14 protein-coding genes are annotated in these 13773 nt (G+C 68.8%); 8 read left to right on the forward strand and 6 right to left on the reverse strand.

Annotated elements, in window-relative coordinates:
* Positions 1 to 8: 8 nt before the first annotated feature.
* From AC1DP9_RS20855 to AC1DP9_RS20865, 3 genes are all read right to left on the reverse strand, one after another.
* A complete protein-coding gene (locus AC1DP9_RS20855) occupies positions 9 to 662 on the reverse strand; it encodes a response regulator transcription factor (protein ID WP_092296537.1) in 654 nt (217 codons plus the stop codon).
* Positions 652 to 2205, reverse strand: a complete 1554-nt coding sequence (locus AC1DP9_RS20860) for a sensor histidine kinase (RefSeq protein ID WP_477108363.1) — start codon at positions 2203 to 2205, stop codon at positions 652 to 654. The genes AC1DP9_RS20855 and AC1DP9_RS20860 overlap by 11 nt, the downstream gene beginning before the upstream one ends.
* A 188-nt stretch (positions 2206 to 2393) precedes the next feature.
* Entirely contained in the window at positions 2394 to 2843 is a 450-nt protein-coding gene (locus tag AC1DP9_RS20865; RefSeq protein ID WP_369823483.1) for a response regulator transcription factor, read from the reverse strand.
* 191 nt (positions 2844 to 3034) lie between these two features.
* On the opposite strand from AC1DP9_RS20865, the gene AC1DP9_RS20870 reads away from it, so the two are divergent.
* Complete coding sequence (locus tag AC1DP9_RS20870; RefSeq protein ID WP_092296546.1) at positions 3035 to 3535, forward strand: Dps family protein; 501 nt, start codon at positions 3035 to 3037, stop codon at positions 3533 to 3535.
* A gap of 138 nt (positions 3536 to 3673) precedes the next feature.
* Positions 3674 to 4072: a mechanosensitive ion channel protein MscS gene (locus AC1DP9_RS20875; RefSeq protein WP_092296849.1), complete on the forward strand. Its 399-nt coding sequence runs from the start codon at positions 3674 to 3676 to the stop codon at positions 4070 to 4072.
* Positions 4073 to 4079: 7 nt separating this feature from the next.
* Here the strand turns inward: AC1DP9_RS20875 and AC1DP9_RS20880 are convergent, their stop codons facing one another.
* Entirely contained in the window at positions 4080 to 5537 is a 1458-nt protein-coding gene (locus AC1DP9_RS20880) for an amidase (RefSeq protein ID WP_477108364.1), read from the reverse strand.
* Between the two features lie 146 nt (positions 5538 to 5683).
* Here AC1DP9_RS20880 and AC1DP9_RS20885 point away from each other — a divergent pair, with 146 nt between their 5' ends.
* Entirely contained in the window at positions 5684 to 6583 is a 900-nt protein-coding gene (locus tag AC1DP9_RS20885) for a LysR family transcriptional regulator (RefSeq protein WP_092296552.1), read from the forward strand.
* Between the two features lie 158 nt (positions 6584 to 6741).
* Positions 6742 to 7278, forward strand: a complete 537-nt coding sequence (locus AC1DP9_RS20890) for a ferritin-like domain-containing protein (protein ID WP_441593218.1) — start codon at positions 6742 to 6744, stop codon at positions 7276 to 7278.
* Positions 7279 to 7368: 90 nt separating this feature from the next.
* Here AC1DP9_RS20890 and AC1DP9_RS20895 read toward each other — a convergent pair whose 3' ends face one another.
* Both AC1DP9_RS20895 and AC1DP9_RS20900 read right to left on the reverse strand, forming a co-directional pair.
* Positions 7369 to 7833 carry a hemerythrin domain-containing protein gene (locus AC1DP9_RS20895; protein ID WP_092296557.1) on the reverse strand — a complete coding sequence of 155 codons (465 nt, stop codon included), beginning with the start codon at positions 7831 to 7833 and terminating at the stop codon, positions 7369 to 7371.
* Positions 7834 to 8016: 183 nt separating this feature from the next.
* Positions 8017 to 8544 carry a cupin domain-containing protein gene (locus AC1DP9_RS20900; protein ID WP_477108365.1) on the reverse strand — a complete coding sequence of 176 codons (528 nt, stop codon included), beginning with the start codon at positions 8542 to 8544 and terminating at the stop codon, positions 8017 to 8019.
* Between the two features lie 194 nt (positions 8545 to 8738).
* Between AC1DP9_RS20900 and AC1DP9_RS20905 the strand changes: the two genes are divergently transcribed.
* The 4 genes from AC1DP9_RS20905 (at position 8739) to AC1DP9_RS20920 (ending at position 13630) form a co-directional block, all read left to right on the forward strand.
* Entirely contained in the window at positions 8739 to 9647 is a 909-nt protein-coding gene (locus tag AC1DP9_RS20905) for a DMT family transporter (protein ID WP_477108366.1), read from the forward strand.
* Positions 9631 to 10404: a helix-turn-helix domain-containing protein gene (locus tag AC1DP9_RS20910; RefSeq protein WP_477108367.1), complete on the forward strand. Its 774-nt coding sequence runs from the start codon at positions 9631 to 9633 to the stop codon at positions 10402 to 10404. Before AC1DP9_RS20905 ends, AC1DP9_RS20910 begins: the two co-directional genes overlap by 17 nt.
* Positions 10405 to 10547: 143 nt before the next feature.
* Entirely contained in the window at positions 10548 to 12788 is a 2241-nt protein-coding gene (locus AC1DP9_RS20915) for a VTT domain-containing protein (protein WP_477108368.1), read from the forward strand.
* Positions 12788 to 13630 carry an endonuclease/exonuclease/phosphatase family protein gene (locus AC1DP9_RS20920; RefSeq protein ID WP_477108369.1) on the forward strand — a complete coding sequence of 281 codons (843 nt, stop codon included), beginning with the start codon at positions 12788 to 12790 and terminating at the stop codon, positions 13628 to 13630. The genes AC1DP9_RS20915 and AC1DP9_RS20920 overlap by 1 nt, the downstream gene beginning before the upstream one ends.
* Positions 13631 to 13773: the final 143 nt, after the last annotated feature.

Consider the following 13773-nt stretch of genomic DNA (forward strand, 5'->3'; position numbering starts at 1 on the left):
CTGATGGCTTACTGCGAAGCCGCCGGCGTCATGCCGAGCGCTTCGGCCTTCAGCACGAAGTCGGCCAGCGAACGCGAGCCCATCTTCTTCATGGCCTGGCCACGGTGGATCTTTACCGTGATCTCGCTCAGGCCCAGGTTCGACGCGATCTGCTTGTTCATCAGCCCGCGCACCACCTGTGCCATCACTTCCCGCTCACGCTGGGTCAGCGTGGCAAAGCGCTGGCGCAAGTCCGCGCTCGACTGATCGGCCACGCGCCGCTGGGCGTCGCGCGCCAGGGCGCTGTTCACGGCGTCCAGCATGTCCTGGTCCCGGAACGGCTTGGCGAGGAAGTCCGTCGCACCCGCCTTCATCGCCTTGACCGACATGGCAATGTCGCCATGGGCGGTCATGAAGACAATGGGAATGCTGACCTGGTCCGCGCCGATCTGCTCCTGCACTGCGAGGCCGCTCTGGCCCTTGAGCCGGACATCGAGGATCAGGCAGCTCGGCGCGTCGGTCCGCTCGCACGCCAGGAATTCCTGCGCGGAGGCGAACGTCTGCACCTGATGGCCGACGGAGCGCAGCAGCATCGCCACGGCAATCCGCATCGACTCGTCGTCATCGACCACATAGACCACGCCACTCGCCGCCTCGTTGACCGCGCCCGACTCATTGCCCATGTTCGCTCCCTGCTTCCGCGGTCTGCTGAAGGGCCGCGCATTCGCCGTCCGGTGCATCGGCGAGATGCAGCGGCAGCATGATGTGGAAGGCCGCGCCGCCCTCGGGTGGCGAGTCGGCCCAGATGCGGCCGCCGTGCGCCTCGACGATGGAGCGGCAGATCGACAGGCCCATGCCCATCCCCTCGGCCTTGGTGGTGAAGAACGCGCTGAACAGCCGCCCGGCCTCTTCCGGCGCGATGCCCTTGCCGGCGTCCCGCACGGTGACCTGCGCCTGGCGCGACTCGGCCAGCGCGGTGTTGACCCAAAGCTTGCGGGGGCGGCCGGTGCCCTCCATCGCCTGCACGGCGTTCAGCAGCAGGTTGATCAGCACCTGCTGAAGCTGCACGCGGTCGCCGCAGATCATCGCGTCCGGCAGCGCCAGGTCGATCGCCGACTCCACATGGTGGTCCTGCAGCTCCCGGCGCATCAGTTCGATCGACTCGCGCACCAGGCTGTCCAGCGCGGTCTCGGCGTAGACCGGATCGCGCTTCTGCGCCATCGAGCGGATCTGCCGGATGATGTCGCTGGAGCGCCGCGCGTCGCGGATCATCTGGTCGATGGACTGGGTGGCCTCGGCGACGTCCGGCTGCGCCCGGTTCAGCCAGCGTAGCGCGGAGTCCCCACAGGTGACGATGGCCGCGATCGGCTGCGTCACCTCATGGGCGATGGACGCCGCCAGCTCGCCCAGCGTGGTCATGCGCATCACGTGCGCGAGTTCGGTGGAGGTGCGCTGCAAGGCCTGCTGAGTCTGGACGGCGGCGGTGATGTCCATCAGCGCGCCTACGTACTCGGTATAGTCCGACGCCGACTCGCGCAGGCGCGACACCAGGTGCACGTGCTTGACCGTGCCATCCGGCATGCGCAGCCGATGCCGCACGTCGATCAGGTGCACGCCCTGCCGCATCTGGTCGCGCACGGATATCACCAGCGGCAGATCTTCAGGATAGGCGCGCGCCAGGACCAGGTCCGGACCCGGCGTCACCGTGCGGTCGTAGCCGAAGATCCGGTAGGCCTCGTCGGACCACGTCATCGTGTCGCCGGGCACGCGCATGGCGATGCTGCCGGTCTGGCTCAGTTGCTGCGCTTCGGCCAGGAAGGCTTCACTGCGTGCGAGCGCAGCCTCGGCCGTGGCGCGGATCTGCATTTCCTCGTGGAGCTGGGCGGTCTTGGCGAGGTTGCGCATGGCCAGCAGCGAGGTGCTGGCCAGCGCCAGCAGGCTGAACACGCAGCGCGCCAGCGGGCCGGCGTCCTCGGTGACCGTGCGCTGGAACAGGAAGGCGAAGATGGTGAGCGCGGCGCAGCCGATGGCCGAATACAGCGTGGCCTGCTGCGAGCCGGTGGCAGCCACCAGCAGCACGACCACCACGTAGAGCACGGCGACGGCAATCGTCAGCGGCGTCAGGACATCGATCAGGAAAATCCCCAGCGTCAGCAGGGCCGCCAGGGTCAGCAGCGCGCGCGGATTCTCGGATTTCGGCCTGTGCACGGCGGTTGGCTCGGACATGCTCGGGGTGGCTCCTCGGGGGGGACTTCGGCGGTTTCAACTACCGCTGGCCGTCGGCAGTCTTGCGGGGCGGTCGCTTGCACAGTCGTGGTGCGATCGGGCACGGACGTGCCATCGATCCCGCGGGATGTGTGCGCAGGAATTATACATAGCGGGTGGCAAAAGTGACGCACCGCAGGGCACGGCACTTATGCGCTCGGCGCCGCCTTGCCGATCCGATCCAGGCACGCCTGCAGTGCGGCGCCGTCCACCGGCTTATTGAGGAAGGAAAGTGCACCGTTCTTCATCGCCTGCCTGCGCGTGGCTTCCACGGAAAACGCGGTAATGAAGATCACGGGCACGTGCACGCCGGCTTCTGTCAGCCGGCGATGCATCTCGATGCCAGTGATGCCGGGCATCTGGACATCGGAGATCACGCAATCCACCTCGGCGGCACAGCCGGAGTTCAGGAATGCCGTGGCGGTGTCGAAAAGGATGACTTCCCAGCCCAGGGAGCGAACCAGGCGCGACGTGGCGACTCGCACGGAGTCGTCGTCGTCAACGATGGCCAATAATTGTTTGTTGTGCAAAGCGACTACCTCGACCGGACTGAAACACGCAGCGGGCCCGGACCGACTTGCCGGGATGCGTGCTGGCATGATACGAGGCCCGTCCCTGCGGCGGAACTATATGTATGTATAGTCTGGTCCGGCTCGGCGGGTAGCCTGCCCGGCCGCCCCCGGCCCGACGCGCCAACGTGCGTTATCGACAATTCCGGGGGCCGGCGGCAACGCCGGCGCGGGGCGTGGCCCGATCATGGCGGGCCGAACCCTGACAACCAGGAGCCACCATGCCCGCACCCTCCCTCGTCACCGCCACCACCGTCGCCACGTCCGTCCCGGACGCCAAGGGCGTCGCCGCCATCGCGGCGCACCTCAACCCGCTGCTTGCCGATGTCTTCGCGCTCTACCTGAAGACCAAGAACTTTCACTGGCACATGTCCGGCCCGCACTTCCGCGACTATCACCTGATGCTCGACGAGCAGTCGGCGCAGATCTTCGCCATCACCGACGACATTGCCGAGCGGGTGCGCAAGCTCGGCGCCACCACGCTGCGCTCCATCGGCGATGTCACCCGCCAGCAGCGCCTGCGTGACAACGATGCCGACCGCGTGGCCCCGCGCGACATGCTGGCGGAACTGCGCGCCGACAATCTGCAACTGGCCGCGATCATGCTCGACGCCCACGCCGTCTGCGACGACCACGGCGACGTGGCCACGGCGAGCCTGCTCGAGAACTGGATCGACGAGGCCCAGCGCCGCGCCTGGTTCCTGGCCGAAGCCAGCGAGTAAGCGGGGTCGCTTCCGGGCACGGCGCCATATGTTGCAGCCGTAACATCTGCTCACCATCGCGTAACCCACTGTAATGCGTCGCAGGGCATGATGGCTTCCATCGAGCAAGGCCGATCATCGGCCGACAAGGAGCCCGACATGCGCCAATCGATTCGTTACACCGGTATTGCCGTTCTCTGCGCCGCCATGCTGGCCGCCGGGCCGGCGTCGGCCCGCGGCCGCCATCACGGTGGCGGCGGGTCGGACGGCGCCGCGGCTGCGCTGGCGGTGGGCGCCATCGCGGCGCTGGCCATCGGCGCGGCGGTCTTCAGCCAGCCCGTGGTGGCTGCACCGGCGCCGGTCTACGCGCCGCCGCAGCCGGTGGCCTACGCCGCCCCGCAGGTGCCACCGGGATACTGCTACAGCAACTACCAGCGCGCCTACGTGCCGTGCGCGCCGGCCGCACCGGCGGGTTACGGGCAGGTCGAGTACCAGCAGGGCTATGACCAGGGCTACAACCAAGGTTACAACCCCGGTTACAACCGTTACGGGTATTGATCGCCCATCAAGCCTGCGCCGCGCCAGCCCAGACGGCTGGCCGGCGTCCCGCCCAGCCCATCTCCCGTTCCAGTTGCCCCGCCAGCCGGAACAGCACCCCCTCCTCCGCGAACCCCGCCCCGAACTGCATGCCGATCGGCAGCCCGCTCGCCGCGTCCACGCATAGCGGCACGGACATCGCCGGCAGCCCCGCCACGTTGAACGCCGGCGTGTAGGGCGAGTGCCGGAACACGCGGTCGGTCCAGTCCAGTCCATCCATGGTTTCCGCGCCGGCGGCATAGGTACCCACCGGCTCAGGCAGGGCCGGCATCGTTGGCGTCAACAGGACGTCGATGTCATCGAACCAGGTCGCCGTGGCCCGCGTCACCGCGTTGCGCACGTCGAGCGCTGCCGCGAAGGCGGGGCCGGTGACGCGCCGGCCGTAGCGGTACGCCGCCAGTGTTTGCGGCTCCAGCGTGGTGGCGTCGATGGGGCGCCCGGTGGCCGCTGCCACGCCATCGATCCAGCCGACCAGCGTGGCACACCAGATGCGCGCATTCGCCAGGACGACCGCCTCCCACGATGCGCCCAGCGGCAGCGTGACGTCATCGACATGGTGGCCCAGCCCTGCCAACTGCGCGGCCACGCCCGCCACCGCCTGCGCCATGACCGGGGCCACGCCAGCCCCGTTGAACGGCGGCACCATCACGCCGATGCGCAGCCGGCCCGGTTCCCGCCCCACTTCGTCGAGAAAGGGTCGGGACGGCGCGGGCGTGTGATACGGCTCGCCGGCGGCGGTGCCGTGCATGGCGTCGAGCAGCGCGGCGCTGTCGCGCACCGTGCGGCTCAGCCCGCCCTGCACGCCGAGCCCGGCGAAGACTTCGTCCAGCCCGGGACCGTTCGAGACCCGGCCACGCGTGGATTTGAGCCCGAACAGGCCGGTGAACGCCGCCGGCACGCGGATCGACCCAGCGGCATCAGTCGCATGCGCCAGCGGCACCATACCGGCCGCCACGGCGGCACCGGCCCCGCCGCTGGAACCGCCCGCGCTCAACGCCGGCTGCCAGGGGTTGCGCGTGGCGCCCTGCTGCACGGACTCGGTCGCGGTGCTGAACGCCATCTCCGGCGTAGCCGTTCGGCCAATTGTTACCAGCCCGGCGGCGCGCAGCCGCTGCATCAGGAACGAGTCCGATGGCGCCACGAGGCCCGCCGCCAGCCGCGAGCCCAGCTCCAGCCGCTTGCCCGCCATCGACAGCGCGAGATCTTTGACGAGGAACGGCACGCCGGCCAGCGGCCCACTGCCGGGTGCCGCCGAAGACCCGGCTGCATCGGCCGGCCAGTCCTCCACCACCGCGCCAATCCTCGGATTCACGGCGGCAATCGCACGGCGGGCCACTTCCGCCAGTTCCCCCGCACTCACCTCACCGCGCGCCACCAGTTGGCCCAGCCCGACCGCGTCATAGGTCACGTATTCGCTCAATTTCATGATCGCCTTCCTGCCTTGTTGGATTCGATGGGGCGATCTTACGGAGCGAGTGGCGTCGTGATTAGTCCCCGGATCCGGGCAGCATTGGCCCATTGATGGGACAATCGCATTTCTCCTAAAAGCGGGCCTTAGCAGGGACCAGAACGATGGCGGCAGACCTTAACGACACGCTGATCTTCGTGCGCGTGGTGCAATCGGGCAGTTTCACGGCGGCGGCGCGCGCGTTGCAGATGCCCAAGACCACGGTCAGCCGGCGTGTGATGGCGCTGGAGGCCCAGCTCGGCACGCAGCTACTCCTCCGCACCACACGCCGGCTGGCGTTGACGGACGCCGGCGCGGCCTACTTCGAGCACAGCCAGCTCCTGGCCCGCCACCTCGACGACGCCCAGGCCGCCGTCGAGCAGTTGCAGCACGGCCCGCGCGGCTGGCTCCGTGTGACGCTGCCATACTCGTTCGGCACCACGTGGATCGCCCCGCTGCTAGCCGCCTTCCGTGCGGCCTATCCCGAAGTGCGTCTGGAGATCCTTGCCTCGCACGTGCCGCTCGACCTCGTTGCCGAAGAGATCGACGTGGCGCTGCGCCTCGGCGTGCTGCCCGATTCCGATCTCATCGCACGCCGGCTCGGCAGTTTCCCGACCGGCGTCTATGCCAGCCCCGCCTACCTGAAGCGGCACGGTGTGCCAGACCATCCCGCCGCCCTGCTCGACCACGCGACGCTGGCGCTTCATCAGGCGCGGCGCGAGCGCGGCTATGCGTGGCCCTTGCGGCAGGCCGCCGGCCGTGCGCGGGATTTTCCGATCGATCCGGTGATCGTGGCGAGCGACCCCGCGCTGCTGCACGACGCGCTGTGTGCCGGCGAAGGACTCTCGCTGGCGATGGACCGCAGCCTCGCCCCGGACGTGACCGCGCGCCGGCTGCGCCGCGTGCTGCCGGCGTGGACCGGGCCGGCGCAGGACTTCCACGCGGTGTTCCCGCGCCGCCGCGTGGCATCGCCCAAAGTCACTGCTTTTGTGGATTTCCTGCGCGCGCGGCTGCTGCCGGCCTAGCCCCGGCGGGCGGGTTGTAGGACCGAACCCGATAGCAGAATGGGGCACGGGCTGACGCCGCGCGGCGTGCGCGGAACTCTAAGATAGATACGCACCAAATCCCCACATAAAGTGCCCACACAAGTCCCCGCTCACGGTTGGCAAAGGAGTCCATCACAATGCAATCCCAACCCTTCCTCACCGACATCAAGACTCTCCGCGAACGTGCCCGCAAGAAGATCGAAGACGGCGCCGTCACCGAGGGCTACGACGGCGACCGCAACACCGTGATCGAGTTGCTCAATACCGCACTCGCCACGGAAATCGTCTGCGTGCTGCGCTATCGCCGCCACTATTTCATGGCCAAGGGCCCGAACTCGAAGAGCGTTGCCGACGAATTCCTCCAGCATTCCAACGAGGAGCAAGGCCACGCGGACCAGATTTCCGAGCGCATCGTCCAACTGGGCGGCGAACCCAACCTGTCGCCGGACGGCCTGCTGACGCGCAGCCATTCGGAGTACTCCGAGGGCGACGACCTCGCCAGCATGATCCGCGAGAACCTCGTGGCCGAGCGGATTGCGATCGACAGCTATCGCGAGATCGTCCAGTACCTGGGCGACAAGGATCCGACCACGCGTCGCATGATGGAAGAGATCCTGGCCGTGGAGGAAGAACACGCCGATGAACTGGCCGATCTGCTCGCCAATCAAGGTTAAGGGCGATGAAGCGATCTAAACGCCACGCGTCGCAGCGATAAAGAAAGGCCCATCCACCTCGGATGGGCCTTTCTTCGTCCGCGCCAACGGTCAGGCCGTCACGCCTTCCAGTTCGTGCTTGCGCTCCTCAAGCTGCGCCGCCACCGCCTTGAGGTCGACCTTGGCCTGGATCACCGCCTTGAACAGCTCGCTTTCCTCTTCCTCCACGTGGTGCCCGACGTACTCGGTCAACACCTTGTAGTTGGCGTCGAGCATGGCCTTATCGCCCGATTCGATCTTCGCGATCAACTGCTTGGCCACCATGTGCTCGACCTTGGCTTCGTCCAGCATGTCGTCGATCTTGTCCGAAACGCCGCGCAGGGCGGGATAGAAGATCTCCTCCTCGATCTGGGCGTGGATGCTCAGCGCGTGGCAGGTTTCCGCCGCAATCGACTGCTTGGCGCTGTCCTGTTTGGCTTCCTCGAACTGCTTGAACAGCTTCTTGACGGCGCGGTGGTCGTCCAGCAACAGGCTCAGGGCCGGGCGCTGGCCGACCGGGATCTTGGACTTATCCATGATGACTCCTCGTTCTGTGGGGTTTTTGCGGGGTGGGGATGCGGACATTGCGAAAACGGGTCCGTGGACCGGTTCTGCAAAAGCCGTTCCCGGCCGCCCCACGCCGCCAAATCGGCGTGCGGCAGCGGCCAGGCCCGCCCGCTACGCGTAAAACTTGCCGGCGAACGTAGGGAGCGCGGCCGGTCAGCCCTGCGGGAGCCGGGGCGCCAGCCGGGCGATCACCTCGGCGTGATGCGGATGGGCGGCGGCCAGCGCGGCCAGGGCGGCCGCATCGGCCAGTTCGAATTCGCTGAACTCGAAGCCGGGCGCCACCGTGCAGCCGACCAGCGAGTAGCCGCCGGCGTAGCCCGCCACGCGCTCGGCCGCGAACCAGCAGCCGGCCGGCACCATCGCCTGGAACACGGTGCCCGCGTCGTTCAGCGGGTTGCCGAGGTGGTGGGTGTGCAACCGGCCTGCGGCATCGATCACATGCACGTCGAGCGGCCCGCCGGCGTAGAAATGCCAGCCTTCGTCCGCGCAGATGCGGTGCCACGCCGAATACGCGTCATCGCACAGCAGGTAATAGATGGCCGTGGAGGCGGCGCGCTCCACGCCGTCGGCCCGGCGGACCCGCGCGGCGTCGCGGTAGGTCTCCCGGTAGAATCCCCCCTCCGGATGGGGCACGAGGCCGAGATCCTGGATCAGGCGGTGATGCGGCGCGGTCGTTGGCATGGCGGGAACGCGGCCCGATCGGGGCCGGAAGACGTGGACAAGGCGCATATTGTCCATGAGGTCCATCGGATTTGTCTGAAGATCGATTGCAGGAATCGCCAAGACAGCCCCCTCCCGCCCCGCTACCCTGCCGGACAATCTCCCCCAATGCGGCCACTGACCGGCCGCCCGGAATCTGATCGAGTACCGCTTCCATGTCGCGCCCCCTGCCCGCCTGGCTGCCTGGCCTGGCCTTCGTCCTGATCTGGTCCACCGGCTTTATCGTCGGCAAGGCAGTCGTGCCCGTGGCCGACACCAGCCTGTTCCTGCTCGCCCGCTTTGCGCTGGCCGGGCTGATGTTCACCATGGCGGCGGCGCTGGCCGGGGCGGCGTGGCCGGCGGCGCGCGAGGTGCCCCGCCACCTGTTGGCTGGCGCGCTGATGCAGGGCATCTACCTGTGTGCCGGCTACGGCGCCGTGGCGCACGGGCTGTCGCCGTCCGTGATGGCGCTGCTGGGCGCCCTGCAGCCGCTGCTGACCGCGCTGCTTGCCATCCCACTATTAAAAGAGCTACCTTCGATGCGCACCTGGCGCGGGCTCGCGCTCGGCGCGGCCGGCGTGGGGCTGGTCGTCCTGCCGGCGATGCGGGCCGGCGCGCCGCACGCGGTGTCGCCGTGGATTGTGCTGATCGGCCTGCTGGCCATTGTTTCCATCACCATGGGTACGCTCTTGCAGAAGACCTCCATCGCCAAGGCCGACATTCGCGCCAGCTCGGCCTGGCAGAATGCCGGCGCGATGTTGGTGGCCGGCGCGCTGGTCACGGTCAACGGCGGCCCGGGCGCGCTGCACTGGGAGCCGGGCGTCACGCTGTGGGCGTCGCTGGCCTATGCCGCGCTGGTGCTGTCGGGGCTCGGTACGTGGCTGCTGCTGGGGCTGGTGCGCCGCGGGCGCGCCGCCAACGCCGCCGCGCTGATGTTCCTCGCCCCGCCGCTGGCCGCCGTGCAGGCTGCGCTGCTGTTTGGCGACCATCTGGTGCCGCTCCAGTGGCTCGGCATGGCCGTGGCCGGCGCCGGCGTGTGGCTGTGCCAGACCCAGGGACGGACGCAACGTGCCGAAGCGCGCTGACCACGCCGCCCCGCTGGTCGAGCCGCGGCGATTCCAGCCGCAGCCGCTCGGCCATGCGCACGACTACCACCAGTTGCTGTTCGGCGTGGACGGCGCCATCGAACTGGAAATCGACGGTCACGCCTATCGTGTGGATGCCGAACACGGCCTGGTCGTGCCCGGTGGCGAACACCATGTCTGCGTGGGCCTGACCGAGAACCTGCAGCTTGTGGCCGACTTCCCGGCCAGCTCCGTGGCCCTGCCGGCCCGGCTGATGGCCCGCCCGCGCACCTTCGCGCTGGAGGGCCCGCTCGCCGCGCAGGTGCGCACGCTCGTCACCATCCCGAAAACCCGGCCCGGCGCCCCGCCGCAGCACGACTGGCAGCGCGCGGCCATCCTCGCCGGCAACCTGGCCACCTCGCTCGGGCAGGACCTCGCCCGGCACGACGCCGCCCGCTTCCCGGTCATGGCGATCGACGCCTGCCTGCGCGCGAGCCTCGCCGAACCACCCCGCGCCGACGAACTCGCCAGCCGCTTCGGCTGGGGCGCCCGCCACTTCCATACCCTGTTCTGCGAAGCCTTCGGCGACACGCCGCACGGCTACCAGACCCGCCTGCGCCTCGATCAGGCCGTGCAATGGCTGATGGCCGGCACGATGCCGCTGACCGACATCGCCTTCGGCGTCGGCTATCCCGACCAGACGACTTTTACCCGCGCGTTCGCCCGCCGCTTCGGCCTGCCGCCGGGGGCTTGGCGTGAGGCGGCGCGGCGCGGCTGACGCGCTCGCCATCCCTCTCCGTCGATTGTCAAAATTACAAAGCCGAGTAAAGCGCACACCGGCGGCGGTGCTCCGCCATCGCCAGAACCTAGCCTCAGCCCCAGATCCCCATCCGGTACAAAACTTGCGCCTGTGGCGGGGTAATGTCCGACGCCCTTCCTAATTCCCCGCTCCTGCGTCCCGGCCACAACTGCTGGCGGGTGGAGCCGTGCCAGCGGTTTTCGATGCTGGTCGACGCCGATGCGTATTTCTCCGCACTCCGCGAGGCGCTGGCCAAGGCCACGCACAGCGTGTTCATCCTCGGCTGGGACATCGACAGCCGGATGGTGATGAACCCGGGCGGCGATGACCCGCCCGATGGCCTGCCGCCCACGCTGCGCGAGTTCCTGAACACGCTGTGCAAACGCCGGCGTGGGCTGCGGATCTACGTGCTGAGTTGGGATTTCGCGATGGTGTTCGCGCTGGAGCGCGAGTGGCTGCCCGACGCCAAGATGCACTGGCAGACCCATCGGCGACTGTCTTTCCGGCTCGATGGCAACCATCCGCCTGGGGCTTCGCACCATCAGAAGGTGGTCGTGGTCGATCATCAGGTGGCCTTCGTGGGCGGCCTGGACCTGACCATCCGGCGCTGGGACACCCATCATCATCTGGCCGATGACCCGCGCCGCGTGGATCTGGACGGCAAGCCCTATCCGCCCTTCCATGACGTGCAGTGCGTGGTCGATGGCGATGCCGCCGCCGCGCTGGGCGACCTGGCGGCGGCGCGCTGGCTGCGCGCCACGGGCCGCCAGCCGCGCGTGCCGGACCAGCCGCTGGGGGATGCGTGGCCGGAGAGCGTCGAGCCTGACCTCACCAATGTGGACGTCGGCATCAGCCGGACCGCGCCGGCGTGCGAGGACGATCCCGGCGTGTCCGAGATCCGCGAGTTGTATCTGGATGCCATCGGCGCGGCGCGCGAGGGCATCTACCTCGAGAACCAGTATTTCAGCTCCGGCCTGATCGCCGACGCGTTCACCAAGCGCCTGCGCGAGCCCGAGGGGCCGGAGATTGCGCTGGTCTCGCGGCGCACCGAGAGCGGCTGGCTGGAAGAAGCGAGCATGGGGGTGCTGCGCGCGCGGCTCTGCCGGCGGCTGCGCGGCGCCGACCAGCACGAACGGTTCCACCTGTATTGCCCCCATGTGCCGGACCTTGGCGATGCCTGCGTCAACGTCCACAGCAAGGTCATGGTGGTGGACGACCAATTGCTGACCATCGGGTCGGCCAATCTCAGCAATCGCTCGTTCGGGCTCGATACCGAATGCAACCTCGTGGTGGAGGCCAACGGCCATCCAAAGATCGCCGCCGGCATCCGGGCCATGCGCGGGCGGCTGCTGAGCGAGCACCTCGCCGTCACGCCGGAGGAACTCGACACCGCGCTGGCGGATGCCGGCGGCCTGCACGCCGCCATCGAAACCCTGCACCGCAGCGACGGGCGCACGCTGGAGCGGTTCTCGCCGACCGTGCCGGAAGAAGTGGATGCCGCGCTGCCCGATGCACGGCTGCTGGACCCCATCGAGCCCATCGACAGCGAGCAGATCATGGCCGAGTTCGTCAGCCAGGAGGCCCGCCCCCACGCGGCCAACCGGGTGGCGGTGTTCGTGCTGCTGGTACTCGTGCTGGGCGGCATGGCCTTCGCGTGGCGCTATACGCCGCTGCGCGAGTGGGCCGATTTCCGCTACCTGCTGACGATGATCGAGCGCGTGCGCGACATGCCGTTTGCGCCGGGCGCGATGATGGCCGCCTTCGTGGCGGGCGGGCTGGTGATGTTTCCGGTGACGCTGTTGATCGTGGTCACGCTGGTCGTGTTCGGGCCGTGGTACGGCGCGCTGCTGGCGTTGTGCGGCTCGGTGCTGAGTGCGGCCGGCGGCTACACGGCCGGCCGCCTGCTGGGCCGCCACGCGGTGCGGCGCCTTGGCGGGCGCCGGCTGAACCGCGTGAGCCAGAAGGTGCGCCAGCATGGCGTGCTGGCGATGGTGGTGCTGCGGCTTGTGCCCGTGGCGCCGTTCACGCTGGTCAACCTGGTGGTGGGCGCGTCGCGCATCCGGCTGCGGGACTGCCTGCTCGGCACTGCCATCGGCATGACGCCGGGCATTGTTGTCACGGCCTCGCTGGTGGACCGGATTGCCGCCGTGGCGAAAGACCCCGGCGCGGGCACCTTCGCCCTGCTGGCGCTGGTGCTGCTGATTCCGATCACCGTGGCAGTGTTGCTGCGCCGGCGGCGCAAGCGCCGGGAGCGTGCGGCGAACGCCGAACTCCATGCGGCAGCGACGGCTGCGACGGTCGCGACAGCGGCGGCGCGGCACCCGCCACCGTGCACCAGCGCGCCTTCGCGCGAGGGGGCCTGATGAACGCGCCGTTGCCTCCCGCATCGAATCCCGCATCGAATCCCGCATCGGACCCCTCGGGTTCCCTGCACGCGGAGATCGCCGTGGCCAGCTACAACATCCACGGCGGGGTGGGCACCGATGGGCATTTCGTACCGAAGCGCATCGCGGATGTGGTGACGGAACTGCGCGCGGACCTGATCGCCCTGCAGGAAGTGGAGTCGCGCCATACCGGCTTCGACATGCTGCGCTTCCTCGCCGCGCACAGCGGCTTGCACGCCATTCCCGGCCCCACGCTGGTCCGCGAGGACGGCGACTACGGCAACGGCCTGCTCACGCGTTACCGGCCGCTGCGCATCCGCCATATCGACCTCAGCGTGAAGGGGCATGAGCCGCGCGGCGCCATCGACGCCATGCTCGAATGCAACGCCGTGGAGCACGACACTTTCGCGCTGCGCGTGATTGCCACGCACCTCGGACTGATGCCCGGCGAGCGGCGCTGGCAGGTGCGCCGGCTGCTCACCGCGCTGGCGGAGGCGCCCGAGCAGCCCACCATCCTGCTCGGCGATGTGAACGAGTGGTTCCTGTGGGGGCGCCCGCTGCGCTGGCTGCATGCGTACTTCGAACGCACACCCCATGTCTCGACATTTCCGTCGCGCTGGCCCTTCCTCGCGCTGGACCGGATCTGGACTTCGCCACGCGCGCACCTGGTGTCGGTGGCGGGCCATCGCAGCGCGCTGACGCGGCTGGCGTCCGATCATCTTCCGCTGCTCGCACGCATGCGGTTGACTGCGCGCGCGCATCCTTCCCCAGAGGAAATCATCGCCACGGCGGGGGCATCGTTGCAAGGTCCGGGTGCCTGAGCGGTGCCTTGCATCGCACCATCGACATCTTGTTTCAGACTCACCCACATGGCCGCCACGGTTTGCCGCAGGGCCGCAATACGGGTATCTCGCTAGGCTTGCGCGCTGGTCTGCGCCACGTGCGCTTCCTATACTGACTCACG

It is taken from the genome of Cupriavidus sp. 01L43, from assembly GCF_056399925.1.

What these genes read in the sequence shown, in the direction of transcription:
- AC1DP9_RS20865 (WP_369823483.1), bottom strand. Translation starts at nt 2,843, where the DNA reads ATGCCAGCACGCATCCCGGCAAGTCGGTCCGGGCCCGCTGCGTGTTTC.
- AC1DP9_RS20870 (WP_092296546.1), top strand. Translation starts at nt 3,035, where the DNA reads ATGCCCGCACCCTCCCTCGTCACCGCCACCACCGTCGCCACGTCCGTC.
- AC1DP9_RS20900 (WP_477108365.1), bottom strand. Translation starts at nt 8,544, where the DNA reads ATGCCAACGACCGCGCCGCATCACCGCCTGATCCAGGATCTCGGCCTC.
- AC1DP9_RS20905 (WP_477108366.1), top strand. Translation starts at nt 8,739, where the DNA reads ATGTCGCGCCCCCTGCCCGCCTGGCTGCCTGGCCTGGCCTTCGTCCTG.
- AC1DP9_RS20860 (WP_477108363.1), bottom strand. Translation starts at nt 2,205, where the DNA reads ATGTCCGAGCCAACCGCCGTGCACAGGCCGAAATCCGAGAATCCGCGC.
- AC1DP9_RS20885 (WP_092296552.1), top strand. Translation starts at nt 5,684, where the DNA reads ATGGCGGCAGACCTTAACGACACGCTGATCTTCGTGCGCGTGGTGCAA.
- AC1DP9_RS20920 (WP_477108369.1), top strand. Translation starts at nt 12,788, where the DNA reads ATGAACGCGCCGTTGCCTCCCGCATCGAATCCCGCATCGAATCCCGCA.
- AC1DP9_RS20855 (WP_092296537.1), bottom strand. Translation starts at nt 662, where the DNA reads ATGGGCAATGAGTCGGGCGCGGTCAACGAGGCGGCGAGTGGCGTGGTC.
- AC1DP9_RS20895 (WP_092296557.1), bottom strand. Translation starts at nt 7,833, where the DNA reads ATGGATAAGTCCAAGATCCCGGTCGGCCAGCGCCCGGCCCTGAGCCTG.
- AC1DP9_RS20890 (WP_441593218.1), top strand. Translation starts at nt 6,742, where the DNA reads ATGCAATCCCAACCCTTCCTCACCGACATCAAGACTCTCCGCGAACGT.
- AC1DP9_RS20915 (WP_477108368.1), top strand. Translation starts at nt 10,548, where the DNA reads ATGTCCGACGCCCTTCCTAATTCCCCGCTCCTGCGTCCCGGCCACAAC.
- AC1DP9_RS20875 (WP_092296849.1), top strand. Translation starts at nt 3,674, where the DNA reads ATGCGCCAATCGATTCGTTACACCGGTATTGCCGTTCTCTGCGCCGCC.
- AC1DP9_RS20880 (WP_477108364.1), bottom strand. Translation starts at nt 5,537, where the DNA reads ATGAAATTGAGCGAATACGTGACCTATGACGCGGTCGGGCTGGGCCAA.